This window comes from Pedobacter polysacchareus (assembly GCF_019802255.1).
In the GTDB taxonomy this organism is placed as follows: Bacteria; Bacteroidota; Bacteroidia; order Sphingobacteriales; family Sphingobacteriaceae; genus Pedobacter; species Pedobacter polysacchareus.
In genome coordinates this window covers 709741-735446 of sequence record NZ_JAHYSS010000004.1, presented here as the reverse complement: position 1 = coordinate 735446, position 25706 = coordinate 709741, and the positions used below count along the sequence as shown (strand labels likewise).

The following is a 25706-nucleotide window of genomic DNA, read 5'->3' as shown; positions in this document are numbered from 1 at the left end:
ATAAATTACAGCAAGATTATAACAGGTTGACTTCCATGTGCAGCACTAATGCCAGTTTTTTTAAGGCGGTCACCAAATGCGCATCTACAGTCTTCACTGAAATATTCAAAAGACTGGCAGTTTCTTTATAGCTAAGACCATCCTCTTTGATCAGTTTGAACACCATCTTACACTTATCTGGTAAAGATTGTGTGGCTTGTTCCAGCCTTTTCTTTAGTTCCCCATTGATCAGTAACTGTTCCGGATTTAAGGAGTCCAGTGCCACTTCGATCTCGATATCATCAATAGACACCAGTTCATGCCTGGAGTGCTTATTTAACACATTCAAAGACAAGTTCCGCGCAATCACCAAGGCATATACCTTTACATTCTCCAACTCTGGTAAATTTTTTCTATTTTTCCAGAGCGTAATCATCACGTCACTAGCTACTTCTTCAGATAGTTCTTTAGATTTCAACAAGCAATAGCTGAAACGGTATAAAACAGGAAACAAGTATTTAAAAAATTGCTTGTATGCACTTTCGCTATCATACAAAGCAATATGACTAATCAGGTTATTTAAGTCGGATGAATGCTTGGACATTGTGGTTCGGTTTGATTATTTCAAATGTATGAATTTAACGATACCATCCAAATCTTTCTATATTTACATAGAATAGAACTTTCTGAGTTTAAAACTGTTACTAGTGGTGATCTATAGTGTTATTTGTACATTAACAATCATGATATTAAATGTATAAACAAGCCATTTTATTCTATAAAACAAGCTGGCCAGGACTGATATTAGTGATCATTTTCTGTTTATGCTTATTTTTTGGCTTCTTCAAAGCCGCAGCCCCAAATCTTTTTTATGAAAAACAAAGCGGAACAATTGATACCGCAAAGATTGGTATGGGGTATTATCAAAATAACCATACCCTTTACTTAAAACTGAAGGGAATACCGACTGCCTTAAAGCAGGAGTATCCGATTTGGTGGTATGCGCCGCACCCTAAAGCGAGCGACTTAAAATCCGGAACAGAGATTAGTTTTTACCGTAAGAAAGGAACAGACCGGTTTTATGGAATAAGTACGCCTCAAAGGACCATTCAGCCTGCATGGTTTGATATTTTAACCCGTTATTTCAATACCCGGGCAACCTTGTTTCTCATGCTCGGCTCGCTGATATTGGTGTCGGTATATCATTTTCAAGAGCTGATTAAAAACCGGTATTTATGGTTTCCCTATGCGCTGGGCATCCTGGTGTTCTTGATTTTCTGGGGTTATTTTAATGTGATCATCTTCCTGATTGTGGCTGCCATCGTATTGAAATACATTTTGAAAAAGAGAAAAGGCAGATTGACTGCTCAGGAGCTACCTATATAAATTTCAGGCAATTTTGTCTTTGCTCCCTGCTCAATTTCCTTGTTCCTATTGATGGTCTCTGCTGATTACTCCCCCTCCTGCTCTTGTAACAAGCAACTGAAAACCAAGTCATACTCAGCACATTCTTCAGAAAATCGGTTGTCATATGTTACACTTTGAAAAGTTTAAGAAGTTTTACCAGGGAAGGCAGATACTCAGCGTTCCAAGTCTGACCTTAGTTCCAGGAATTTACTGGTTGAAAGGCAGCAATGGATCTGGAAAAAGTACGCTTTTAAAAGCCATTGCAGGCTTACTCTCCTTTGAAGGAGAAATTATCCTTCATCCCCAAATTGCTTTAAAAAAGCAAAGTATTGCTTACCGAAGACTGGTTAATTTTGCAGAGGCTGAACCTATATTTCCCGCATTTTTAACCGGAAAAGAGATGATTCAGTTGTTTAGCACTGCCAAAGGACATGTTCTCGGGCAAACGGAATACTATCTGGAAAGTATGCAGATGCAGCATTATATGGATCAGCAAATCGGCACTTATTCTAGTGGGATGTTGAAGAAACTTTCACTGGTTCTGGCCTTTATTGGCAAACCAGAGCTGATTTTACTGGACGAACCGCTGATTACGATTGATGCGGAATCTTTGGCGGTACTTTACCGATGGATTTTAGAGAAAAATCAGCAGGAAGGTACCAGCTTTCTCCTGGCCTCCCATCAGGAACTCGAACATCCTGAATTGTCCAAAGCATCCGTGTTGCAAGTCATAGGAGGTCTGTTAAAATCTTAATTATGGCCAATCCTTTAACTCAGGTACTAATTAAAACATTTTCAAGGGGGTTTTTCCGCTTAAATTCAGGGTTGCTGCTTTTTTTATTCGTAGCGGTTTTCAGCTATTGCTTTTTTATTCTCACTGCTGGCACAATTACTCCGGAAAAAGCATTGGTTTTCAATCTTATTTTCATGATTAGCTTTGCAAGCTCACCCCTGATGATGATGCTGGTGTTCCTGGTCTGGCTGATCTATACCATCAAAAGCTGGCAATATGTAGCTGCACAATTATTAACCGATCAGCATCGTTTTCTATTTTACAGCAGCACAGCAATGTCGAAAATCAGGCAGTTTAAAAGCTGGTTTCTGATGCAGCTGTATATCTCCATCCCCCTGCTGGTATATGGAGCTTTCAGCATAGTGGTAGGCGTTATTTATGGACATTACCTGATTCCTGCTGGGATTGTATGCTACTTGCTGCTATTGAACCTCATCAGCGCATGCTTATACCTCCAAATGATCAGCCGCTTTAACCGAAATGAAGAAAAGATATGCTGGACTAAACTGGTGGGAGGCTGGCGAAAACCATTTTCTTTTTTGTTCTTATATGAACTGCTGCATAGAAAAAAGATGGCCTTCCTGCTTACAAAAATCCTCAGTTGGGGCATCCTTACCGGAGTATTCCTTGTTTTTTCAGACCTCAAAAACGACTCTAGGATTGCTGCTATTGCCGTACTTGGCGTTGCTTTGACGCATGCATTTCTATGTTACCAAGGCCAGCGTTTTGAAATGGTCAATTTAACTTTCGCTAAGAATTTCCCTTACTCCAGAACTCAGATTTTTCTTCAAATACTTTCTTTTTATGCGATACTACTGATCCCCGAAGCCATTTGGTGTTTTCTGAAATTTGAGTTGGTAACTGCTGCAGGGCTTTACCTGATGATGCTCAGTTTTATCTTATTATTCCGGGCTTTACTTTATCGCTTAGGCCCTCACATGAACCGCTATCTGCCATGGATATTCGGCTTATTTTTTATCTTTTTCTGGTGCATCATGTTTCAATGGATCTGGATATTGATCCCTATTCCACTCTTAATGGCTTACCTGATTTTCTATCACAACTATTATCTGTAATGTCCAAACCATAGAAAATCAACTCATGATAACCACACAACTAATTGATTTGGAAGTATTTTGCAATTAATGTAATTTTGTATCCTGCTGAACGGTAAATAAACACAAGCAATACTTACATGAGGACGAGGAAAGAGAAAATGCCTGTATTGATACAGGTGATGTATGGTACTGTAATTGCAATGAGCTTTTTCAGACTGGCTTCGGAAATCCCTACCGATTTAAGATTGGTCAATTCTACTGCTGAATTCATCCATTTTCTTCAGGGTCCAGCTTTTTTTAGATTTTTATTTTTGGTACTCACACTCTTTCTGCTCCTGCAGGAATGGGGAATGCAAGAACAAGTGAGACCTTCGAGAATGAAGAGCCCATGGCAATACTTCCCTCAACTTCTGGCTTTATTCTGTGTTTCACAATTATTTGTTGCCCTGGAAGGGCTGCACCTGAAATATTGGTATGCCGCAGCACTCGGTTACACCCTCTGCAATGTCGCCTACTTCTCCTTGTGCAACAGAGAAAAAAACCGGGCTATTAACGCCGTTCATTATGTCAGGTACTTATTGCAGATCTTTCTGCTGGAAATATTTTTCTTTGTTATTCCTAATGATTTCATCTGGCCATTTTATCTGATTGCTGTATTGCTAACGGCTTACTTGCTGCTCTTCTTCGCATGGCTGAGTAAAGTGCTCATCCTGTACTTTCAATTACAGGAAAAAAAGGATTCACAGGCCGTACCGGAGCATTATCCTGTCTAAGGCTAATCTTTAAATGATTTGGTTTAAAACCAGCACCCCAAACAAGCCAATTACTGCCACCAGTGTTTCCATCACCGACCAGGAGCGAACTGTTTCTTTAATACTCAGGTTAAAGTACTCCTTAAACATCCAGAATCCCGGATCATTTACATGGGAAAACATCAAACTTCCTGCACCAATAGAAAGCACCATCAGTTCTGGATTTACATTAGAATTGACCATTAGTGGTGCAATAATCCCTGCTGCTGTTAAGCCTGCTACTGTTGCAGAGCCCAGACATACCCGAATAACGGCTGCGATCAGCCAACCTAAAAACAAAGGTTCTATCGACCATCCTGCCAATACATTTCCAATTTCTACGCTCACCCCACTATCTGAAAGGATCTGCTTTAATGCTCCAGAGCCTGCAATAATCAGTAAAATCATGGCAATATCTTTAACTGCTTCTCCATAAATCGACATCACCTGTTTCATGCTTTTACCCATTTTAATTCCCAGTGTAAAAGTGGTTACACAAAGGGTAAGCAGCATTACAATGGATGGTTCTGCTAAGAATCCAGCAAAGCTCGTCACCGCGCTATAATCTTTAAACAGCAAGACCCCTACTGTAGTCAGGGCCATTACAATGACCGGCAATAAAGCAGAAATGAAACTGTTCCGGGCTGTCGGCAGCTGATCTTCCGGTAAATCATCAGATTGAAAAGTTTTCAAGGGAACAGCCACAATGTCCTTTAATGTCCTGGCGTACAATGGCCCGGCAATCACAATAGCAGGAATAGCCAATAAAATCCCATAAAGCATGGTCATGCCCATATTGGCATGAAACTGCAGTACCAATGCGGCCGGGGATGGGTGAGGCGGCAAAAAGCCATGTGTAACCGATAATGCGGCCAGCATAGGCAGGCCCAGATATACGGCAGGTAGTTTATACTTGTACACCACCGAAAAGATTAAGGGCACCATCAGTACAAAACCTACATTATAGAACAGGGGAATTCCGATAATAAAGCCAGTGGTCATCAAACCCCATTGGATATATTTACGCCCAAAAATCTTCATCATCACCGAAGCAATTTTCTGCGCGGCGCCACTTGCAGCCACCAGCTTACCCAGCATTGCACCAAACACGATCACCATGATGAGCGAGCCAAGAATGTCTCCTACTCCTTTCTGTAAGGACTTCGTGATTCCTGACAAGGGAATTCCCAGTAAAATCCCAGCAAGAATGGAGACTAATAAAAATGCAATGAAAGCATTTACTTTGCCCCAGGTGGTCAGTAAAACGAGTAATAGTATAGCGCCTACAACGATAAATAAGGTCATGGATTATGGGGTTTATTGGATTATAATTTCATCTGCCATCAGCCAGGCCTTTTCTCCTTCTCCATAAGATCCTTTCGGAATAGTCCCTACATTTTCTCCGACCACCCGTACATATCGTACTTGCTGAGCAGGAAAACGGGCCTGAACTTTATTGATCCCATCTTTTTCAAAATTTTCTCCAGTATATATTTCTTTAAAATTTGTTCCGTCTACTGACACCAGAAAGCGAAGTCGTGTTGGTGCCCACATCCGCTGCCAATGGTAATTTAGCATATTGATTCCAATACTGGATACCGATATTAATTTACCTAGGTCTACCACCGCATCCAGGTCTTTTCCGCTAAAGCCTAACCATTGACCATCATTGAACCTATGGTGTCCTTCCATGCCATTCAACAGCAGATTTGCTGGAAAAGCATATTTTCCTGCTGGCGGATTTAACAGGGTAATTTTCTTTTGCGAACCAAGGTGATACCGGAACTCCTGGTTAAACATCCTTCCTGTCGGATTTTTCCCCACAAATAGCTGCGCATTCAATACCATCGAACGGTTTAATAAAATTGGTTGCTGGTACAGCTTACTGCTGGCCACCGGTTTTGAACCATCAGTAGTGTACCTGATTAATGCCTTAGGTAAAGTAGTTTTTAGCGCAAGCGTTCCAACCTGTCCTACTCCATTCTTTGATTCCGCAGTAAGCTCATCAAAATAAGGGAAATAGTTCACATTTTTGTTTTTGAGCAAAGCTTCCTGCTGACGTAATTTCTTTAAAAACCAAGGATAGTTTTTCCGGCCCCTTTCCGACCAGGCGATTTCCGATACGGCCAATGCACGTGGAAAAACCATATACTCCAGGTGTTTTTCGTCACTCATATATTCTGTCCACACCGCTGCCTGAATTCCTTTAATATAACCTGCTTCTTCCAGACTTAGTGCATCAGGAACAGGTTCATAAGCGTAAACCTTTGATAATGGGGTGTAATTCCCTGCCGCTATTGGTTCATTCTTATTTAAACTCTGGTAATAATCCAGGTACAATAGATTTTCAGGCGTCATAATGACTTCATAACCCGCTTTTGCCGCAGCAATACCACTCTGTTCTCCTCTCCAGTTCATGATTGTGGTACTTTTAGAAATCCCACCTTCCAGTACCTCGTCCCAGCCAATGGCTTTTTTATTTTTACCTGCCAGATAACGTTCTATGCGCTTCATAAAATAACCCTGCAGTTCATGTTCATCTTTAAGACCTTCATCTTTGATGCGCTTCTGACATTTCGGACAATGCTCCCATTTTAATTTAGGGCATTCATCGCCGCCAATGTGGATATAGGCATAGGGAAACAAGCTGATCACTTCATCCAAAACGTCCTCCATGAAGGTGTAAACCTGTTCATTACCGGCGCAAAAGACATCATCAAATACACCCCAAAACTGAGCAGTCTGATAAGGTCCACCGGTGCATCCCAATTCTGGATAAGCTGTCAGCGCTGCCAATGCATGCCCTGGCATTTCGATCTCTGGTAATACGTTCACATATTTAGATCCTGCATAAGCCACCACTTCTTTGATTTGTTCCTGTGTGTAATATCCGCCATATTTCTTCCCATCAAAAGTATGTGGACTTTCTTTTTTATGGCCGATAATCGTTCCTGATCGCCATGCGGCAATAGATTGCAGCTTAGGATATTTCTTTATTTCTATACGCCAGCCTTGATCTTCTGTCAGGTGCCAATGAAAAATATTGAATTTATAAAGAGAAAGAAGGTCAATAAACCTTTTCAGAAAATCAACACTGTATAAATGCCTGCCTACATCCAGGTGCATTCCTCTATAATTAAAACGGGGGTAATCCTTAATTATTCCCTGAGGCAGTGACAATATGTTGTTCTCAGAACGAGATAATAACTGGATTAGAGATTGAATGCCATAAAATACACCCGCAGGATCATGTCCAACAATGGCAATATTATTGTCCTGAATGGTCAATTCGTAACCACTTTTCTCTTTTACTTTTACCGAATCCAGTTCGAGTATCAGCTGCTGAACGGTAGTCCGGCTCTTCCCAAAGCTGATGGTAGCCGCTATCGTATTTTCGGACTGTGGCCTTAAAGGGAGTTCGTAACCAGTATAGGAACGGATCGCTTCATTGAGCAAGGCTGCATTGGCGGTTAAAGATTCAGGATAATAAATAGCGGTTTCCGGATGGATAAATGTTTTCGGGCCCGTGCTTTTTGCATAAACCGGTTCTGGAATCACCCGAAATAGGGAGTCCTGAGCATATAATACCCTACCTGAAAATAGTAATGCCATCACCAGAATCAGCTTAAAGCTGAGCTTTAAATATCGACCCTTGTTCTTCCGTTTGTTTCCGAAAATCATACCTGTACATTTGGTTTGCATATTTTTTGCAATAAAACACGCGTTTCAAACATAAGAATTAAATAATTAATTTTCTGCTCCTCAATTAATTTATTCACAAAGGAATTCTTTGGTTTGCAGATTAATGATGGAAATACTATATTAGGCTATAAATCGGTATAAAAATGAGACGACTACTGCTACTGTTCCCCATGCTTTTATGGGCATTCCTTGCTCCTGCTCAAGCGCAAAAAGACGCATCAGATGCAAAAAACATTGCAATTAATTGGCAAATAATAGAAAATAGCCATGCTGGTGCAGGTCAATTCCTATCTGTATTGAATGTTCAAAACAACAGTGCAATTCCTTTAATGAACAAAAACTGGAAGTTATATTTCAATTTTGCGAGAAGAATTCTAACGAAAACAGTGAGTGGGGCAGTAGACATTGTGCATGTCAATGGAGACTTGTACTACATTCGTCTAACTGATAAATTCGTTCCTATTAGTAATGGAGCTTCCGTAAATATTGAATTTGCCTCCAGCGACTGGGCAGTAAATTTCACTGATGCTCCGGAAGGCTTTTACCTGATTTATGATCATGATCCAAAAAAACCTATTCCTATAAAAAATGTGAAGGCGATTCCTTCTACCAGTCCGGCACAATTTGCCAGAAATAAACAGGATCGTGTGCCTGCGATCACTCCTGAACTCATCTACGAAGAAAACAAAAGCATTACGAACCTACCAGAAAAGGACCTTCAAAAAGTATTCCCCACTCCGGTAACCTATGAAAAAAAGAACGGCAGTTTTATCCTGGATCAACGTGTAAAAATAACAGCAGATCCATCGTTTAGCAATGAAAGGAATTTCCTAAAGGAAAAAATGGGGCTGCTATTGACTTCTGGAAAAGTAGCCAGTGGAAAAACAATCCATGGTAAAGCTGCAATTAAAGGACTTGCGGATAAAACCATTCTGTTAAAACTGGATAAATCAATCGCAAAAGAAGGTTATATCTTAAATATCAACCAAAATAGCCTGGTGATCAGTGCTGCTGATCCAACAGGCATATTCTATGGCATTCAATCTTTACTCAGCACCTTTCCTCCTCAAAAAGGAGGTGTAAAAGTAGCCAACATCAACATTCAAAATGCGCTGGTTCAAGATCAGCCGCGTTTCCCATTCCGGGGATTGATGATCGATGTGGCGAGAAACTTTCAGACTAAAGAAGAAATTATCAAACTTTTAGACCTGATGGGCATGTATAAACTGAACGTTTTACACTTCCATTTAAATGACGATGAAGGCTGGAGACTGGAGATTCAAGGCTTGCCTGAACTGACCGAAATCGGTTCAAGAAGAGGGCATCCTATAGATAGTAATGCCAACTACCTGATCCCTTCATTTGGTTCTGGCCCATTTTTAAACAACCCACATGGCAGTGGTCATTACAGTACTGCTGATTTCATCGCCATTTTAAAGCATGCCAATGCCAGACACATCCGGGTGATTCCAGAAATCGAAGCCCCAGGACACGCCAGAGCAGCAGTCCGTTCAATGGAAATGCGTTACCACAGATTAATGAAAGCGGGCAAGCCAGAAGCTGCAGCGGAATACCTGTTACAAGACCTCAACGACCGTTCTACCTACCGTTCCGTACAAAATTGGAACGACAATGTGATGGATCCTGCGCTTCCTTCCGCCTATAATTTTATGGAAAAGGTAACGGATGAGATCATGGCCATGTATAAAGCCGCAAATGCACCACTGGAAACCATACATTTTGGTGGCGATGAAGTTCCTGATGGTGCATGGGAAGCTTCTCCAGCTAGTTTAGCCTTTGTAAAAGCAAATCCGGAATTAAAAGATGTAAACGGTTTATGGGCGTATTTTTACACCCGTCTGTATGAGATGCTGAAGAAAAAGAAGCTGTATTTATCCGGCTGGGAAGAAGTGGGCATGCAGCCTGTAGTTGCCAATGGAAAGAAATCATATGTGATCAATCCGGGATTAGCCGATAAAAATATCCATTTAAATGTATGGAACAACATCATTGGCTGGGGGGCGGAAGACCTAGCTTACCGCTTGGCGAATGTGGGCTATAAAGTCATATTGGGTGGTGTGAGTAATTTCTATTTCGATATGGCTTACCAAAAATCATTCGATGAACCCGGTTATTACTGGGGAGAATATGCCGATATCGACAAGGCTTTTAACTTCATTCCCTTCAATTCTTTCCTAAATTCCAATAAAGACAAATTTGGTAACACCTTAAAAGAAGGTTTTTACGATTCAAAAGAACGTTTAACTGCTAAAGGAAAGGCGAACATCGTTGGTTTACAAGGTTTATTATGGAGTGAGACGATCAAAGGATCGAAAGATCTGGAATATATGATCATGCCTAAATTATTAGGATTAGCGGAAAGAGCCTGGGCTACCGATCCGGAATGGGCAAATGAACCGGATGCTATCAAAAGAAAACAGTTGTACAACCAAGCCTGGTCGCAATTTGTAAATATAGTTGGCAAAAGAGAGCTGCCAAGAATTGATGCAGCATTTGAATCGATGAATTACAGGCTCCCTCCTGCCGGTGCAGTAGTGAAAGATGGCCTGGTACATCTGAACATTCAGTTCCCTGGTTTAACCATCAGGTATACAACAGACAACTCAGAGCCGACCATAAAAAGTCCGGTTTATACCAAACCAATTCCGGCTAAAGGTTCCATCAGGTTCCGTACGTTTGATAGTAAAGGAAGGGGCGGAAAAATAAGTTCCATCCGCCCAGAGGAGAACTGGACGGCAAGCCCTAAGCAATTACCATAAGTACAAAATTTGCCTGTTTTTTATAATTAAGCCGTATTATTGTAATCATATCACTAGTAATGACTACCGACCAACAACCAGCTCCATTAACAAAAGCACAGCGTAAGCAGCTCATTGTTAAAGAAATCAATATCCATACCCGTGCTACATTTGAACATCTAGCATTGATCGTCAATGTATCAGAAGATACCATCAGAAGAGACATTAATGAATTGGAAAAAGAAAACCTGGTGATCAAGGTAAAGGGTGGAGCCATGGCTAGTGCTTACCACCATACTTCTGAGCAAAAAGCATATTCACAGGATGATAAAATCACCATCGCTCAAAAATTGCTGCCCTTACTAAAAAAAGATATGCTCCTGCTGCTTGGTGGCGGTACAACCATTAGGGAATTCATTAAACTCATTCCCGGAAACCTGAGGATCACCATTGTAACCGCCAGTGTTTTATCAGCAGTAGAATTACTGGACAAACCGAATGTGAGAACGATCATGCTTGGCGGACAAATTTCTACCTATAGCCAGATGTGCTTTAGCGGGGATGTATTCAATCAGCTCTCACACCTTAAAACTGACCTTTGCATCTTGGGTACAAATGCACTGGACATTGAAGGTGGTTTTTCTGACTCTGACTGGGATACCGTACAAGTAAAAAAGGCCATGCTGGCTTCTTCTGATAAGGTAGCGATCGTATCCATTTCCGAGAAACTAAATTCTACCATGAAGATCAAAATTGCCAACTTATCAGAAGTAGATTATATTGTAACGGAGCTCCCACCAGATGCACCATTACTGGATCCCTACAAACGGGCAAACCCAAACCTTACCTTTATATAACTAGATAGAGATCTTTTTATCCCTGGCTTTGATTCTCCAGCTCTTTTCAATCTGTCGATCATTGACCACCTGTGCTTCTTCATATAATGCACAGGAAGGACAAACATGAAAGGGGAGGCCGTAAATCCGGTCTCCAACTTTATACACTGTTGGCCCGATAGGTTTCAACGTCAGGTGTTCTTCGGAATGCCCGATTGGCGTCAGGTCTGGATTCCATGGAAAAACCACCCGCTTCTCTATCGGATTTTCAGAAGAAACCGACTTATACCCTAAGTCTACACATAAAATCCCCGGTGCTGGTAAAGAGATCACACTGCAAACCAATACTGCAGCAGGTTTAAAAGCCAATTCCGGTAATAATCTCGTATAATTCTCATCCCAAAACACGAAGGTTCCCGGGCTGCATTCCAGCCTTTCTATTCCAGCATAATAAGAAAATGTATTAGAGCCACCGGCTACGATCTTCAAGTCGCTAAACCCCTGCTTGATTAACTCATCCGCATCTGCAAGCACTTTATCCATCGCTGGTTTGGCACGAGCTGCACGGACCGCCGGATCAGGATCATGGATATGACCATCGTATAGATGTAAGCCCATAAACTTCAAACCACTGATTTCATTCAAAGCATGTACAAAGGCAGGCACATTTTCTATAGCAGGAAAGCCAGTCCTATTCATGCCGGTATTCAGATCCAGATATACTTTTACTTCCTGACCCTTTGCTGCTGTTCCAATTTCCTGCGCGGTATCCAGGTTGTCCACCAAGCACGAAAAAGAACATTCAGGAAAAGCAGCAATCAGCGCCATCAATCTATGAATCTTAAAGCCTACCGGCTGATACGCAATCATCACATCTGTCATCCCATTTAAAGCGGCAAGTTCTGCTTCTGCAATAGTTGCACACTTGATTTTATATAGGCCATAGCTGGCAAAAATCTGGAGTACCTCTCCCATTTTATGGGTCTTAATGTGTGGCCGAAACCTGGATACATCACCAGAAAGCAAATCGATTGCCATTTCAATATTCTGCTTGATGCGGTCTTCGTACACCACAAATAAAGGGGTATCATATTGATCCAGATTAGAGATCTCCTGCCAGTTTTCCATATTTCAGTATTTATTACAAGGTTTACCTATTGATTTTAGTGGAGATTCCACTTTGTATAAATGATTCGATTTCGGACTTGCTGATCAGTGCCCAATCGCCATGCACACTTTGTTTCATTACGCCGCAGGCTGTTGCCCAATTGATCATTTTTTCAGGGCTAAAACCTGAAGAAAGGCCATAAAGCAGTCCTGCAGTAAAGGCATCTCCTGTTCCAATCTGATCGGTCACCAATGGAAGAGTATGAATGGTAGAATAATAAAACTTCCCTTCATGGGCTAAACCGGCAAAATAAACATGGTTTAGTCCCTCCACTACTCTAAAGCTCATGGCAAAAGTTTGAAGCAAAGGCATTTTATCTTTAAGCAGGGAAAAGCAATGTTCAAACCTGTCGGTTAGCGACAGATGCTCTTCCGCTTGAATACCGAAATAAATAGCCACACTGTCCAGATCTGCAACCGCCACCTTACAGTAAGCGAGTAATTCCGGCATCACTTCTTTTGCTTCCTGCCCATAGTTCCATAGTTTTCTACGGTAATTGAAATCGGCAGAGATCGTGATTCCTTTTTCATGCGCCAGACTGATTGCTTCACTGCAGACTGCTGCAGCACTAGCAGATAAGGCTGCTGCAATCCCCGACCAATGGAACAATGTGGTATCCGCCAGTTGTTTTTCCCAGTCGATCATTCCCGGTTTAAGCTGGGAAAAAGAAGAACCGGAACGGTCATAAATGACTTGAGTTGGGCGGATGTGATTGCCATTCTCCACATAATAAGTGCCGATACGCTCCCCTCCTTTAGCTATTCCGCTGGTATTTACGCCATATTTCCGCAGCTCAGCGATCGCCATTTCTGCCAAATCGTTATCAGGCAGCCTGCTGAGCATCCTGCTGTCCAACCCTAACCTCGCCAATAGCACTGCAACATTAGCTTCTGCACCGGCAACATGGATATTTAAAGCGGCCGACTGGATCAATCGCAAACCCATCTGCGTATTGAAACGCAATAAGATTTCGCCAAAACAGGTAATACATGGAGTCTCATTCATGGGATAAATTCGCTTAAACCAATTCAAATAAGCCTTCTACTTCTACAGGTATACGGCCCGGGAGCGAACCCATTCCTACCGCACTTCTTACGCCGATCCCGTTTTCAGGACCCCAAACTGATTCAAATAACTCACTGCAGCCATTGATCACGTAAGGATGACTTTCGAAATCGGAAGTGCAGCCTACCATTCCCAATACTTTGATCACACGTTTTATCGAATTAAGGCTTCCAAAATTGGCTACAATAGTAGAAAGCATCGTCAGGCCCACCTGACGGGCAGCCAGTTTTCCCTGATCTTTGTCCATATCATCGCCAACACGGCCAATAATCAGGCTACCATCAGTCTGAACAGGACCATGGCCAGAGAGGTACAAATATTTACCGTCGATCAGGTAAGGTTTATAGATTCCCAATGGCTTTGGGGCAGGTGGCAAGGTTAGACCTAAAGTCAAAAAGCGGTCTTGAGCAGCTATATTCATGAGAAATTTGATTAGATATACTAATTTATCAAATATATCAATCCCATACTAATTTGCGTAAAATTTGCAAAAATAAGCCCAATATTTTCAAAAGACCTACAAATAGTGGTATAAAACTAATAAATCCGCTAGAATGCAAATATTTTGCAGCATAGCGGATTATAAGTCCAGTCTCTGTTTTTACAAGCCCAGTGGCCATAATCAACCATTAGCCTGCACAAATCTGTTAAACTGGAATGGAGAACAAAGGAATTTCCAGTCCTGAAGCCATTACCCTAGTTTTACTTCTATGCACCAATGAGGCCCAGAAGCCGTATTTATTAGGGATCATGATCAGCAGATCTGCATCAAATGCTTTAATCTCTTTTTCAATCTCCTTGATCACCGCGTTAGACTTCACGTTTTTATAGTAATAGCTCACTCCAGCAAGGCCACTTCCAATTGCATCTTTTTCAGGCAATAAAGCATTTTCGGATTGCAATTCTTCAATTGCACCATTCACATGGAAAACTTCTACCTCTGCATTCAAGCTAATTGCCAATTCCTGAATCCGTTTTAAGATTTTTTCTGGCACACCACGAAGCACATCACAGGCAAATAAGATTCTTTTCAATCCTTCGAATTTAGCACCGATAGGAACGGCAATGACCGGAAATTTCAATTGTTTAATGGCAGAAGTGGTGGTATTTCCAATCAGGTCTTGTTCTAATGTTTTCGAACCCATCCCAAGAATGAGCAAATCTGCCTCATACTTTTTGATTAAATCATGAAGCTCATCTCCTACAAAGGAGAATCGGGTTTCAAAACCAACGGTGATCCCATAGGTTTTTGCAATATCCAGCGCGCGTTCCTGTAAACGGTTGTTGTTATCATCAATTAATTTCTGGACGCTGGATGCCGGTAAAATAGTATTTGAGGCATGATGAGGAAGGGCATAAGAATTGAATAAAATCAGTCTTGCCTGACCATGTTTTGCAGCGGCTGCAGCGTAGGCAACCGCATTCTCTGCGACATCGGAAAAATCTGTTGCGACAATGATTGTGATCATAAGAATAAATAAATAGGTTATCCGTAAATTAACTAATAGTTTCTGCGATAAGCCATAGCGAGCGCTTTTTAGAAATTAATTTGACAATAAACAAACCGTACAGTTAATTTACTATGACAAACCGGATGTTTTGGGTAAAAGCCCGATATTTGAGTCCGTTCTAAACCAATGCCATTGGGAATACTGCTTTTGATGCCGATCAACATTGGCTGAAATTTTGCCTTTAGCATGCTAAGCATTCCCATTTTACTAAAACCCGAATGACACAAATACTAGACTTAAATACCTGGGCAAGAAAAGACCACTTCCATTTTTTTAGCCAATTTGAAGAACCATTTTTTGGCGTAACCATAAGCATAGACTGTACCATCGCCTACACGACTGCTAAAGCAAAAGGCATTTCCTTTTTCTTACATTATCTGCATAAAGCACTACAGGCAGCAAACCAGATTCCTTGTTTCCGATACCGCATTGTAGAAGATCAGGTCTGGGTATTCGATCAGGTCGATGTTTCTGCAACCATTGGCAGAGCAGATGGTACCTTTGGTTTCTCTTACATGGAATACGCAGCAGATTTTTCTCAATTCAAAATCATCGCTGAAAAAGAAATTGAAACGGTAAGTAACAGTACCTCGCTCTTTCCCGCCGGCTCAGGAGATTGCGTGATTCATTTCTCCGCATTGCCATGGATTGATTTCACGTCCATGTCGCATGCCAGAAGTTTTACTTTTGCAGACAGCAGTCCGAAAATCTCCATTGGTAAAATGACTGAGTCCGAAGGTAAACGAACCATGCCAGTATCGATTCATGTACACCATGCGTTAATGGATGGCTATCACTTAGGACAATTTATCGAACGCTTTCAGGAACTGCTAAACGAATCCTAAAGCTGATGGAAGATTTCTGGAAATACATCAACCGCTATACACCGATTTCAACTGCCGCTCAGGAAGCCTGGCAGGAATTGCTAAAAGAACAGAAACTGACCAGACATGAACATCTATTGCTGGAAGGAGCCATTCCTAAAAAAGTTCATTTTATAAAAAAAGGACTGCTTTCCTATTTCTATACCGATAAAGACGGCGCTATGGTGATCAAGAAATTCTTCCCCGAACAAACGCTGGTGGCCTCCACCAGCGCCATGCTCTTGAAGCAGCCTAGCAAATTCACCATCCAGGCCTTAGAAGAAACAGAAATAATCAGCTATCCCTTTGAGCAGTTTTCCCAGCTAACAGCACAGTTTCCTGACATCGCCAGATTTTACATACATTACCTGGAACAGCATTGGGTGATTGAAAAAGAAATCGGGGAAATCAGTTTGAAACATGAAACTGCCGGACAACGCTATGCGGAATTCAAACAAAACCACCCGCAATTGCTGCAGCGCTTAAAACTGCACCACATTGCTTCCTACCTTGGAATTACCCCTACACAACTCAGTCGAATCAGAGCAGAATTGTAAAAGCCTCAACCTATGTAAAGATTTTCTCTTTAAAAAAGCGCTTTCTTTGCAGCAATAATTAGCTATCCGATGAGCACATCGCCTCATCACAATCCTATACTGATGAAAAACAATTTAATAAAAGGAAGTATTCTGGTGGCATTGGGTTCAGCAAGCTACGGCATGCTGGCCACATTTGTTAAAATGGCCTATAAAGAAGGTTATTCTACAGCAGAAGTTACCCTTTCTCAATTTGCGATAGGCGTAATCAGTTTATTGCTCATCAGTATGTTTAGCAAAAAAACAGCAGCAGTCCCTGTTCCGACATCCAACTGGAAAAGCTTATTGAAACTAATGGCTGCAGGAACTGCAATGGGCCTCACGAGTACTTTCTACTACCTCTCCGTTCAATATATTCCGGTGAGCGTGGGAATTGTATTGCTCATGCAAACCGTATGGATGGGTGTAGTCCTGGAAATGATCCTGCATAAAAAACGCCCTGGAAATCGGAAAATCATCGCTGTATTGATCATTATCACTGGAACGATATTGGCGACCAACCTGCTGCAATCGTCTGTAACGCTAGATTGGCGCGGTATCGGCTTTGGAATGTTAGCCGCATTATCTTATACCATTACCGTGTATGCTTCCAATGGCATCGCGCTGCATTTACCAGTGGTCAGAAGAAGTTTATACCTGGTTCTCGGCGGACTGATCATCATCATGCTCATTTTCCACTCCTCTTTGAACATGAATTTCTCTTTTGATATTTTTTGGAAATGGGGAATTGTCCTTTCACTTTTCGGGACCATTCTTCCACCTTTACTTTTTACCATGGGGATGCCGCTTACCGGAGTTGGGCTGGGTACCATTATCGCCGCAGTAGAAATACCGGTCTCTGTAGCCATGGCGCATTTTATCTTAAAAGAACCGGTTAACCTGACGCAGCTGGGAGGAATCCTTTTGATCCTTGCTGCAGTCGTACTGATGAATATAGAAAAACCAAAGGGGGCCTAAAGCCCCCTTTTAATTTTTTACTGCTACCTATCTTTTTTAATTTCGTCAAGGCGCGTTTTCTGCTCCTTAATTCTATTTTCCAGACGCGCCTGTTTGTCTGCATCCTCCGAATGGTCGGCCGGAGATTGACTGATCCATTCCTCATATTGTTTTTCCTGCTGTGCAGTATGCGTTTTCAATTTATCTTCCAGTGCTACTCTTTTAGCTTTTAAATTCGCAAGTGTAGTTTCCCAGTCGGCTTTTTCCGTTTCCACCACTTCTTTCAGTTTATTTTCTGCGGCTTCGATATCGGAGTTTAATTTATCCAGTTCTGTTTTTGCTGGTACAAAAACTTTCTCATCCAGGTTAAAGCGTTTCAATTCAATACTCAATGGACCAAGCAGGGCATCTACTGGTGTTTCCCAATTCTCCCAAACGTGAGCAATCAAAACAGATTTACCATCCGGGATATTCGCAGAGATCTGATCCAGATAATCAGATACGCCTTCCGTTTTTAATGTTTCTCCGGCAGAACCCGCAATCATTCCACCCGCCAGACCAACAATAAACCCTAAAGGACCTGCCAATAACCCAATTAAACCACCAATTACGCCACCTGTTAAGGTGCCATTTCCCGAAGATTCATTTTTAGCTGATCGGATATTTACTTTTCCATCTTCATCACGTGTTAATATATAGGTTTCACCAACTGAGATGTCGTTTGTCAGGTTAAGTTCCTGCAACGCTTTTAAACCTTTGAATGCCTCAACTTCAGTGTTGAATAAGGCCTGAATCATTTTTTCCATGGAAATGTTTTTTGTTATTAATTACGTGATATAACTACAAATCAGTGGATATTTTGTTTTAATTGCCAAGCTCTAATTGTGATTATTCTGGAAAGCAACATTTAAACTAAATTATTCTTCAATTGTTTATCTGTTTATACTTGAAACTAAAAGAAATCACTATGAAAAATCCAAAAGACAGCAGTAAGGGCAATTTAAAAAGCAGAACTCAGGAAAAAGAAATGGCGGATGCGGGTAGAAAGGCCAAAGGAGCGGAACCAGCAAATCAAACTTCTGCAAAAGATGCGAAAAAGGTACCGATTAAGAAAAACAAGGCTTAGTTTGCTTTGAAAACAGATGAAAAAACAGGAAAAAAAAGCCGCAAAAAAAACTGCAATTATTTTTTAACAGTGTTTTATAAATTAACTGAAAATCATATATTTATACAAACCAAACTTAAAAAATAAGCTCAAAATGGACTTAGACCCTGTAGACAACATTGTTAATTACAAGATGGGATTCATCTATTGGAACCCAAGAGATTCCAGACTTTTCGTACCTAAACGCGAAAGATCAATGGGGTATACCTTAAACTTTGCGCATAAAATGAATATCCTCATTTTATTGACCATTAGTGTCATGTTCGTCTATACCCTTCTTTACCTTCCATAGTAATTAGCCAGGGAAGGTAAAGAAGGTAATGGTGTGGCGTATTGCTATGACTTTACTTCTTCAAAGAAGTATAGGATCAACATAATTGCTTTATCTGTCCCTGTATTTTTTGGGGTATGTGCCAGACGGCCGTCGAAAAGTAAAGAATCACCTGCTGACAACTCGATTTCCTGGTCTTCAAAATGGTATTTCACATTTCCTGCCAGGATATATTTATATTCGAAAGCTTCCGTAGTCACCATTGGCCTGGAGGCATTGGGTTCCAATTCCAACAGCACGATATCTACCGTAGCATTCTTTATAGATTTGGTCAGGATGCGCTTGTATAAGAAACCCAGGGCCTGTTCCTTTTCAAAGGACTCATATTCCGATTTTCTTTTGACTACTACCGGCGCTTTATTTGCACTGTCGGAGATGTCTTTAAAAAACTGGTTTAAATCCACATCCAACGACTTGATAATGTCTATCAGGACCATTAAAGAAGGAACGGTACGGTTATTTTCAATTTGAGAAATCAAACCTTTGCTCACCCCTGCACGATCTGCAAGCTCTTGAACGGTAATGCCTCTTTCTTTTCTTATCTCTTTTATCCGGTAACTGATCTTCAGGATTACATCCTCTTCCATAGTACATTTTATTGTCCAAAAATAATCAAATTATCGCCGCAGCAATACTAACTATCTTTTAATTTACAGGATCACCTGTTATATCCTTTTGTTTTGTGAGGTAATAGACTGGAATTCCAGCCAGCATAATTACTACACCCCATCCGCAGGTACTCATTTTGGTAATCAATAAAGACACACAAAAAACCGTCGCAAAGATGATGTATAACATTGGCAATACCGGGTAACCGAAAGCACGGTATGGGCGTTCTGCATTGGGCATCTTTCTTCTTAAAATAAAAATACCCAGAATGGTCAGGATATAGAAAATCATCACGATGATCATGACAAAATCCAGTAATGCGCCGTATTTTCCGGTCAGACATAAAGCGGATGCCCAAAAGCACTGGATCCATAAGGCCCAGGCGGGTACGCTTGCTTTATTCAGTGTAGCCGCCTTTTTAAAGAAAAGACCATCCTTCGCCATCGTATAATAAACCCTGGCTCCTGCCATAATCAGTCCGTTATTACAGGCGAAAGTAGAAATCATGATCATCAATGCAATAATAATCGTTCCTGCATTTCCAAAAATATGCTGAGCCGCAACTACGGCTACACGATCTGATTTTGCGGTGGCAATGTCATTCATAGGAATCACGGCCACATACATCAGGTTGGCCAGCACATAAATCACGCTGACAATAAAAGTACCCAGAAATAAACTGAGTCCGACGTTCCGTTCCGGTTTTTTAATCTCCCCTGCAATAAAGGTAACGCCGTTCCAGGCATCGCTGGAGAACAAGGAACCGACTAAGGAGGCGGAAATGGCTGCAAAAAGAACGGAACCCCCAATCGTCATCCAGGAACCCGTTTCTACATTCATTGATTTGAGGCTCCAGGCATCTGCCCAGTTGGCATTCCATACTTCGGCTTTTGCTCCCAGTGTAAAGCCAAAGATGATTAAGCCAAAAAGTGATAATATTTTAATGATGGTTAGAAAAGTCTGCAGCGTCTTGCTGTCTTTTACTCCACGGCTATTCAGGTAAGTTAGAAACACAATGGTTACTATAGAAACCAGCTGTGCAGCACTCAGAGAAAAGTACTCTGGTAACCCAGCTGCTGTAGTTCCTGTTTGCAGCTGCCAAAGAATATTGGTTTCACTAAAAGGTTCATATAAATAGGCCGCAAATTTGGAGAAGGCAACCCCTACAGCGGCGATAGTTCCTGTTTGTATCACCGCAAAAAAGCTCCATCCATATAGAAAGGCAATCAGTTTATTATAAGCTTCTTTCAGGTAAACATATTGTCCGCCTGCTTTAGGAAACATGGCGCTCAGCTCACCATAGCTTACTGCAGCGATCACAGTAACCAATCCGGTAAGCAGCCAGATCACAATCAGCCATCCTGCAGAACCCACCTGTCTGGCAATATCCGCACTGACGATAAAAATACCAGAACCGATCATTGATCCTACGACTAGCATGGTACCATCTAATAATCCAAGTTCTCTTTTGAAAGAGCCATCTTGACTTTCTTTTTCCATTTAGTTTGTTTTTAATGAGGGATTCTCTTTTACCGAATAGCGGGTTAGGTTATTCAAAAAATTCCTCTTTTTTGGTTGTTGGTTTTCAAAATGCAAGCAGCTTCCTAATGGAAGTAATTGTGGTTCAATTTGATGCTTTCATTTTGTTTGGTTAGTTTGTGCTAATATATTTAAAAAAATCAAAACCACTAACCTGGAAAGGCATTCCAAATATTAAATTATTTTTTCTAAAAAAAACCTTAGCAATCAGATCATTAAAAATTTGCTTTTTACAAGAACACTGTTAATTTTACGTAGCACTTATCTGAGCTGTGAACGCGCTACTCCGAAGTATCCTAAGGAGTGAATCTATACCCAGTAAACTAAAAATCAACCAAATAAACTTAAACTAAGTATGGAGTTCTTACAAAAAAATCTAATTTATTTTATCCCTTTACTGGGTTTAATTGGCATTATTGTCATGGCGATAAAAAGCGCCTGGGTCAACAAACAAGATGCTGGTGATGCGAAAATGCAGGAACTTGCGGGTTATATCGCCGATGGTGCCATGGCCTTTTTGAAAGCAGAATGGAGAGTACTCAGCATTTTCGTGGTATTTACGGCAGCATTACTTGCTTATTCCGGGAACATACATGAAGTAAATGGTGTAGCACTACACTCCAGCTGGATCATTGCCATTGCCTTTATCATTGGCGCTGTATTTTCTGCTACTGCAGGATATATCGGCATGAAAGCCGCCACTAAAGCCAACGTACGCACCACACAAGCTGCCAGAACTAGTTTGTCGAAAGCCTTAAAAGTGTCTTTTACCGGCGGAACAGTAATGGGTTTAGGTGTTGCCGGACTGGCGATACTGGGTTTAGGCGGATTATTTATTGTTTTCCTGAAGGTTTTTAATGTAATCGAAGCCAATAGTACAGAAATGAGAACTGCGATAGAAGTACTCACAGGCTTCTCCTTAGGAGCAGAGTCTATCGCTTTATTTGCTCGTGTTGGTGGTGGTATTTATACCAAAGCTGCAGATGTAGGTGCTGATTTAGTAGGTAAAGTAGAAGCAGGAATTCCAGAGGATGATGTACGTAATCCTGCTACCATTGCCGATAACGTTGGCGATAACGTAGGAGACGTTGCCGGTATGGGTGCCGATTTGTTCGGTTCTTATGTAGCCACGATCCTGGCCACCATGGTATTGGGACAAGAAATTATAATAGAGAAATTAAATGGTGTAGCTATAGATCAGCTGAATGGCTTTTCTCCGGTACTGCTGCCCATGGTCATCTGCGGACTGGGGATTTTATTTTCTATCGTAGGCACCTGGTTTGTCCGTATTAAAGGTGAAGATTCCAATGTGCAGACCGCTTTGAACCTGGGCAACTGGAGTTCTATTGTCCTCACTGCAATTGCCTGTTATTTCATTGTGATGTTTATGTTACCTCCTCATTTACACCTTCGTGGCGTAGATTTTACGAATCTGGATGTTTATTACGCCATTTTAGTAGGTCTTGTAGTGGGTACACTCATGAGCATCATTACCGAATATTATACCGCAATGGGTAAAGGCCCGGTCAATTCCATTATCCAGCAATCAGGAACCGGCCATGCCACGAATATCATTGGTGGATTGTCTGTAGGAATGAAATCTACAGTTGCTCCTATTTTAGTACTGGCAGGCGGAATTATTTTCTCTTATTCTTTTGCCGGTCTATATGGCGTAGCGATTGCTGCTGCAGGTATGATGGCCACTACTGCTATGCAGCTTGCCATTGATGCTTTCGGCCCGATTGCCGACAATGCAGGGGGCATTGCAGAGATGAGCCAGCTTCCACCGGAAGTGCGTGAACGTACTGATAACCTGGATGCCGTAGGAAACACCACCGCAGCCACAGGCAAGGGTTTTGCGATTGCTTCTGCTGCATTAACCTCACTGGCCTTATTTGCTGCCTTTGTAGGCGTTGCCGGCATTGATGCGATCGACATTTACAAAGCGCCTGTATTGGCCGGCCTATTTGCTGGCGCGATGATTCCTTTCATCTTTTCGGCCCTGTGTATCGCCGCAGTAGGTAAAGCCGCGATGGATATGGTACAGGAAGTTCGCCGCCAATTCCGGGAAATCCCCGGAATCATGGAATACAAAGCCAAACCTGAATATGAAAAGTGTGTCGCCATTTCTACCAAAGCTTCCATCCGTGAAATGATGCTGCCTGGTGCCATTGCCTTACTCACTCCGATCATTGTTGGTTTCGGATTTAAAAACGTGTTTCCTGCGGTAAGCTCCGCTGAAATATTAGGCGGTCTGCTGGCTGGAGTTACTGTTTCCGGCGTCTTGATGGGTATTTTCCAAAGTAATGCAGGTGGTGCATGGGACAATGCCAAGAAGTCATTCGAAAAAGGAGTGAAAATTAATGGGGAGCTATTCTATAAAGGATCTGAGCCTCATAAAGCCTCTGTAACTGGTGATACAGTAGGAGATCCTTTCAAGGATACCTCTGGTCCTTCTATGAATATTTTAATCAAATTAATGTCGATTGTATCCTTAGTAATTGCCCCTTACATTGCTGTAAGCGTAGTTCCTGAAGTAAAATTAGGTCAGGAGATCAGAAAAGAAATCCGGGTGATGAAAACGATAGACGCCAATGGAATTGAGCATATTGACACCTTAAAGAACCTGCTGGACACCATCAGTGTCAAACCATAATATTACGATTGTTACTAATAAAAGGGATTTTGAATAAAAATCCCTTTTATTTTTAAACATCTTTATTTAGGTTTGACAATCAGATTACAAACCAAAAACACTATAGACAACCTTTACTAAACTTTAAACTATGAATTTTAGAAAGTCGATCGACTTACTTACAAAAGAAGCTTCCGAAACCGGAGAAGGGGCATTAAAGAGAACCCTGGGCCCGGTAAATCTGGTTGCTTTGGGTATTGGGGCTATTATCGGTGCTGGATTATTTTCCATTACCGGTTCAGCAGCAGCCAATAACGCCGGCCCGGCGATTACCATTTCCTTCGTTATTGCAGCAATAGGCTGTGGGTTTGCAGGCTTATGTTACGCAGAATTTGCTTCCATGATCCCTGTTGCAGGAAGTGCATATACTTATTCTTATGCCACCATGGGCGAATTAGTAGCCTGGATCATTGGCTGGGATTTGGTATTGGAATATGCGGTCGGTGCGGCTACAGTTTCTATCAGCTGGAGTCGATACCTGGTCAAGTTTCTCGAATACTACGACCTTCACCTGCCCGCACAGGTAGTGATGTCGCCATTTGATACTGCTACCCTTGCCGACGGAACCATCGTTAACGGTATGTTTAACCTGCCTGCTGTATTCATCATCGTATTGATGTCATTAGTATTGATCAGAGGTACTAAAGAATCAGCAATCATCAACGGTGTGATTGTAGCGGTTAAAGTAGTGATCGTATTCATCTTTATCTTCTTAGGATGGAAATACATCAATGCAGACAATTATTCTCCATATTTTATCCCTGCCGACAAGCCAGGTCATGCCAGTTTCTTTGAAAACGGATGGGGTGGTGTCATTAGAGCAGCGGGTATTGTATTCTTCGCTTATATTGGTTTTGATGCAGTATCTACTGCGGCTCAGGAAGCTAAAAACCCGAAGAAAGATATGCCAATTGGTATCCTCGTTTCGCTATTCATCTGTACCGTTCTTTATATCTTATTTGCACACGTTATGACAGGTGTGGCCAACTACGACCTATTCAAAGGTCAGGATGGTATCGCTCCGGTTGCAGTTGCAATTGACAATATGGGTGTTAAAAATGCAGCAGGGATCGTTACTCCAGCTTATCCATGGTTAAACAAAGCAATTATCCTGGCGATTCTGGGCGGTTACGCTTCGGTAATCCTGGTGATGTTATTGGGTCAGTCCAGAGTATTCTTCTCGATGAGTAAAGATGGTTTATTGCCAGGCGTATTCTCTAAAGTTCACCCTAAGTTCAGCACACCTGCAAAAAGTAATATCCTTTTCATGGTATTTGTGAGTTTATTTGCGGCTTTTGTTCCGGCAAGAGTAGTAGGTGAAATGACCAGTATTGGTACCTTATTCGCCTTTATTCTGGTATGTATCGGTATCATTATCCTAAGAAAACGCATGCCTGATCTTCCAAGAGCATTTAAAGTACCAATGGTACCGCTGATCCCAATTTTAGGAGTAGTGGTATGTTTAGGAATGATGGTATTCCTTCCATTAGATACCTGGGTTCGTTTATTGGTATGGATGATTATTGGGGTAAACGTGTATTTATTCTATGGAATCAAAAACAGTTTACTATCTGACAACAATCCGGTTACCTTAGCCAGAAGTAATAAAGTAGTTTCTTATATCGGCTTAGCCCTGGCGGTGTTGCTGGTTATCGTGGCGATCATTCACCACCATACCACCAATGGTACAGATACTGGATTATATTACTTCTCTCTGGTATTTGCCATAGTACATATATTCATTTACGTATACCGTGCGGCCACGTCTAAGAACGTGAAAGCTAAAGTATAAGCCTTCTTTTACTAAAGGAGTGCCTCTTTTAAACAAAAAAGGCCTGAGTTCTTTCCATAGAATTCAGGCCTTTTTGTTTTCCGCTTGTCACCTTCTTATTACAAAATAATA

Annotated in this window: 23 protein-coding genes; 13 read left to right on the top strand and 10 right to left on the bottom strand. The window is 41.5% G+C overall.

Annotation, left to right across the window (positions count from 1 at the left end; translation table 11 throughout):
* Nucleotides 1–16: 16 nt before the first annotated feature.
* The gene (locus tag K7X70_RS14445; protein WP_222537693.1) at nt 17–583 is read right to left on the bottom strand and encodes an RNA polymerase sigma-70 factor; all 567 of its coding nucleotides are present in this window, start codon (nt 581–583) and stop codon (nt 17–19) included.
* Nucleotides 584–732: 149 nt separating this feature from the next.
* Here K7X70_RS14445 and K7X70_RS14440 point away from each other — a divergent pair, with 149 nt between their 5' ends.
* The 4 genes from K7X70_RS14440 (at nt 733) to K7X70_RS14425 (ending at nt 4010) form a co-directional block, all read left to right on the top strand.
* Nucleotides 733–1365, top strand: coding sequence for a hypothetical protein (locus tag K7X70_RS14440; RefSeq protein ID WP_222537692.1), 633 nt, complete (start codon nt 733–735; stop codon nt 1363–1365).
* 145 nt (nt 1366–1510) lie between these two features.
* The gene (locus K7X70_RS14435; RefSeq protein WP_222537691.1) at nt 1511–2140 is read left to right on the top strand and encodes an ABC transporter ATP-binding protein; all 630 of its coding nucleotides are present in this window, start codon (nt 1511–1513) and stop codon (nt 2138–2140) included.
* Between the two features lie 173 nt (nt 2141–2313).
* On the top strand, nt 2314–3255 hold the full coding sequence (locus K7X70_RS14430) for a hypothetical protein (protein WP_222537690.1): 942 nt from the start codon (nt 2314–2316) through the stop codon (nt 3253–3255).
* A 119-nt stretch (nt 3256–3374) separates the two neighbouring features.
* The gene (locus K7X70_RS14425; RefSeq protein WP_222537689.1) at nt 3375–4010 is read left to right on the top strand and encodes a hypothetical protein; all 636 of its coding nucleotides are present in this window, start codon (nt 3375–3377) and stop codon (nt 4008–4010) included.
* A gap of 9 nt (nt 4011–4019) precedes the next feature.
* Here K7X70_RS14425 and K7X70_RS14420 read toward each other — a convergent pair whose 3' ends face one another.
* Nucleotides 4020–5333: a gluconate:H+ symporter gene (locus tag K7X70_RS14420; protein WP_222537688.1), complete on the bottom strand. Its 1314-nt coding sequence runs from the start codon at nt 5331–5333 to the stop codon at nt 4020–4022.
* Between the two features lie 12 nt (nt 5334–5345).
* A complete protein-coding gene (locus tag K7X70_RS14415) occupies nt 5346–7640 on the bottom strand; it encodes a glycoside hydrolase family 20 protein (RefSeq protein ID WP_255607245.1) in 2295 nt (764 codons plus the stop codon).
* Nucleotides 7641–7873: 233 nt separating this feature from the next.
* Between K7X70_RS14415 and K7X70_RS14410 the strand changes: the two genes are divergently transcribed.
* Nucleotides 7874–10510 carry a beta-N-acetylhexosaminidase gene (locus tag K7X70_RS14410; RefSeq protein WP_222537686.1) on the top strand — a complete coding sequence of 879 codons (2637 nt, stop codon included), beginning with the start codon at nt 7874–7876 and terminating at the stop codon, nt 10508–10510.
* 59 nt (nt 10511–10569) lie between these two features.
* The gene (locus tag K7X70_RS14405; RefSeq protein WP_222537685.1) at nt 10570–11346 is read left to right on the top strand and encodes a DeoR/GlpR family DNA-binding transcription regulator; all 777 of its coding nucleotides are present in this window, start codon (nt 10570–10572) and stop codon (nt 11344–11346) included.
* Here the strand turns inward: K7X70_RS14405 and K7X70_RS14400 are convergent, their stop codons facing one another.
* The 4 genes from K7X70_RS14400 to K7X70_RS14385 all read right to left on the bottom strand — a co-directional run bounded on the left by K7X70_RS14400 (nt 11347) and on the right by K7X70_RS14385 (nt 15027).
* Nucleotides 11347–12453 carry a D-TA family PLP-dependent enzyme gene (locus K7X70_RS14400; protein WP_222537684.1) on the bottom strand — a complete coding sequence of 369 codons (1107 nt, stop codon included), beginning with the start codon at nt 12451–12453 and terminating at the stop codon, nt 11347–11349.
* Between the two features lie 22 nt (nt 12454–12475).
* Entirely contained in the window at nt 12476–13498 is a 1023-nt protein-coding gene (locus tag K7X70_RS14395; protein ID WP_222537683.1) for a sugar kinase, read from the bottom strand.
* Between the two features lie 13 nt (nt 13499–13511).
* Nucleotides 13512–13979 carry a RidA family protein gene (locus tag K7X70_RS14390; RefSeq protein ID WP_222537682.1) on the bottom strand — a complete coding sequence of 156 codons (468 nt, stop codon included), beginning with the start codon at nt 13977–13979 and terminating at the stop codon, nt 13512–13514.
* Nucleotides 13980–14205: 226 nt separating this feature from the next.
* Nucleotides 14206–15027, bottom strand: a complete 822-nt coding sequence (locus K7X70_RS14385) for a universal stress protein (RefSeq protein ID WP_222537681.1) — start codon at nt 15025–15027, stop codon at nt 14206–14208.
* A 260-nt stretch (nt 15028–15287) separates the two neighbouring features.
* Here K7X70_RS14385 and K7X70_RS14380 point away from each other — a divergent pair, with 260 nt between their 5' ends.
* From K7X70_RS14380 to K7X70_RS14370, 3 genes are all read left to right on the top strand, one after another.
* Nucleotides 15288–15914 (top strand): chloramphenicol acetyltransferase, encoded by a 627-nt coding sequence (locus K7X70_RS14380; RefSeq protein WP_222537680.1) that lies wholly within the window; start codon nt 15288–15290, stop codon nt 15912–15914.
* 5 nt (nt 15915–15919) lie between these two features.
* Nucleotides 15920–16489, top strand: a complete 570-nt coding sequence (locus K7X70_RS14375; RefSeq protein ID WP_222537679.1) for a Crp/Fnr family transcriptional regulator — start codon at nt 15920–15922, stop codon at nt 16487–16489.
* A 102-nt stretch (nt 16490–16591) separates the two neighbouring features.
* The gene (locus K7X70_RS14370; protein ID WP_222537678.1) at nt 16592–17485 is read left to right on the top strand and encodes a DMT family transporter; all 894 of its coding nucleotides are present in this window, start codon (nt 16592–16594) and stop codon (nt 17483–17485) included.
* A 23-nt stretch (nt 17486–17508) separates the two neighbouring features.
* Here the strand turns inward: K7X70_RS14370 and K7X70_RS14365 are convergent, their stop codons facing one another.
* Nucleotides 17509–18270 carry a DUF1269 domain-containing protein gene (locus K7X70_RS14365; protein ID WP_222537677.1) on the bottom strand — a complete coding sequence of 254 codons (762 nt, stop codon included), beginning with the start codon at nt 18268–18270 and terminating at the stop codon, nt 17509–17511.
* A 161-nt stretch (nt 18271–18431) separates the two neighbouring features.
* On the opposite strand from K7X70_RS14365, the gene K7X70_RS14360 reads away from it, so the two are divergent.
* Both K7X70_RS14360 and K7X70_RS14355 read left to right on the top strand, forming a co-directional pair.
* A complete protein-coding gene (locus tag K7X70_RS14360; protein WP_222537676.1) occupies nt 18432–18590 on the top strand; it encodes a hypothetical protein in 159 nt (52 codons plus the stop codon).
* Between the two features lie 133 nt (nt 18591–18723).
* Nucleotides 18724–18921 carry a DUF5808 domain-containing protein gene (locus K7X70_RS14355; RefSeq protein WP_187667383.1) on the top strand — a complete coding sequence of 66 codons (198 nt, stop codon included), beginning with the start codon at nt 18724–18726 and terminating at the stop codon, nt 18919–18921.
* Nucleotides 18922–18965: 44 nt separating this feature from the next.
* On the opposite strand, the gene K7X70_RS14350 is transcribed toward K7X70_RS14355, so the two are convergent.
* Together K7X70_RS14350 and K7X70_RS14345 are read right to left on the bottom strand one after the other, a co-directional pair.
* On the bottom strand, nt 18966–19547 hold the full coding sequence (locus tag K7X70_RS14350; RefSeq protein ID WP_062550228.1) for a helix-turn-helix domain-containing protein: 582 nt from the start codon (nt 19545–19547) through the stop codon (nt 18966–18968).
* Nucleotides 19548–19605: 58 nt separating this feature from the next.
* Nucleotides 19606–21069: an APC family permease gene (locus tag K7X70_RS14345; protein WP_222537675.1), complete on the bottom strand. Its 1464-nt coding sequence runs from the start codon at nt 21067–21069 to the stop codon at nt 19606–19608.
* A 394-nt stretch (nt 21070–21463) separates the two neighbouring features.
* Here K7X70_RS14345 and K7X70_RS14340 point away from each other — a divergent pair, with 394 nt between their 5' ends.
* Both K7X70_RS14340 and K7X70_RS14335 read left to right on the top strand, forming a co-directional pair.
* On the top strand, nt 21464–23764 hold the full coding sequence (locus K7X70_RS14340) for a sodium-translocating pyrophosphatase (protein ID WP_222537674.1): 2301 nt from the start codon (nt 21464–21466) through the stop codon (nt 23762–23764).
* A 130-nt stretch (nt 23765–23894) separates the two neighbouring features.
* A complete protein-coding gene (locus tag K7X70_RS14335) occupies nt 23895–25595 on the top strand; it encodes an amino acid permease (RefSeq protein WP_222537673.1) in 1701 nt (566 codons plus the stop codon).
* The last annotated feature ends 111 nt before the right edge of the window (nt 25596–25706 follow it).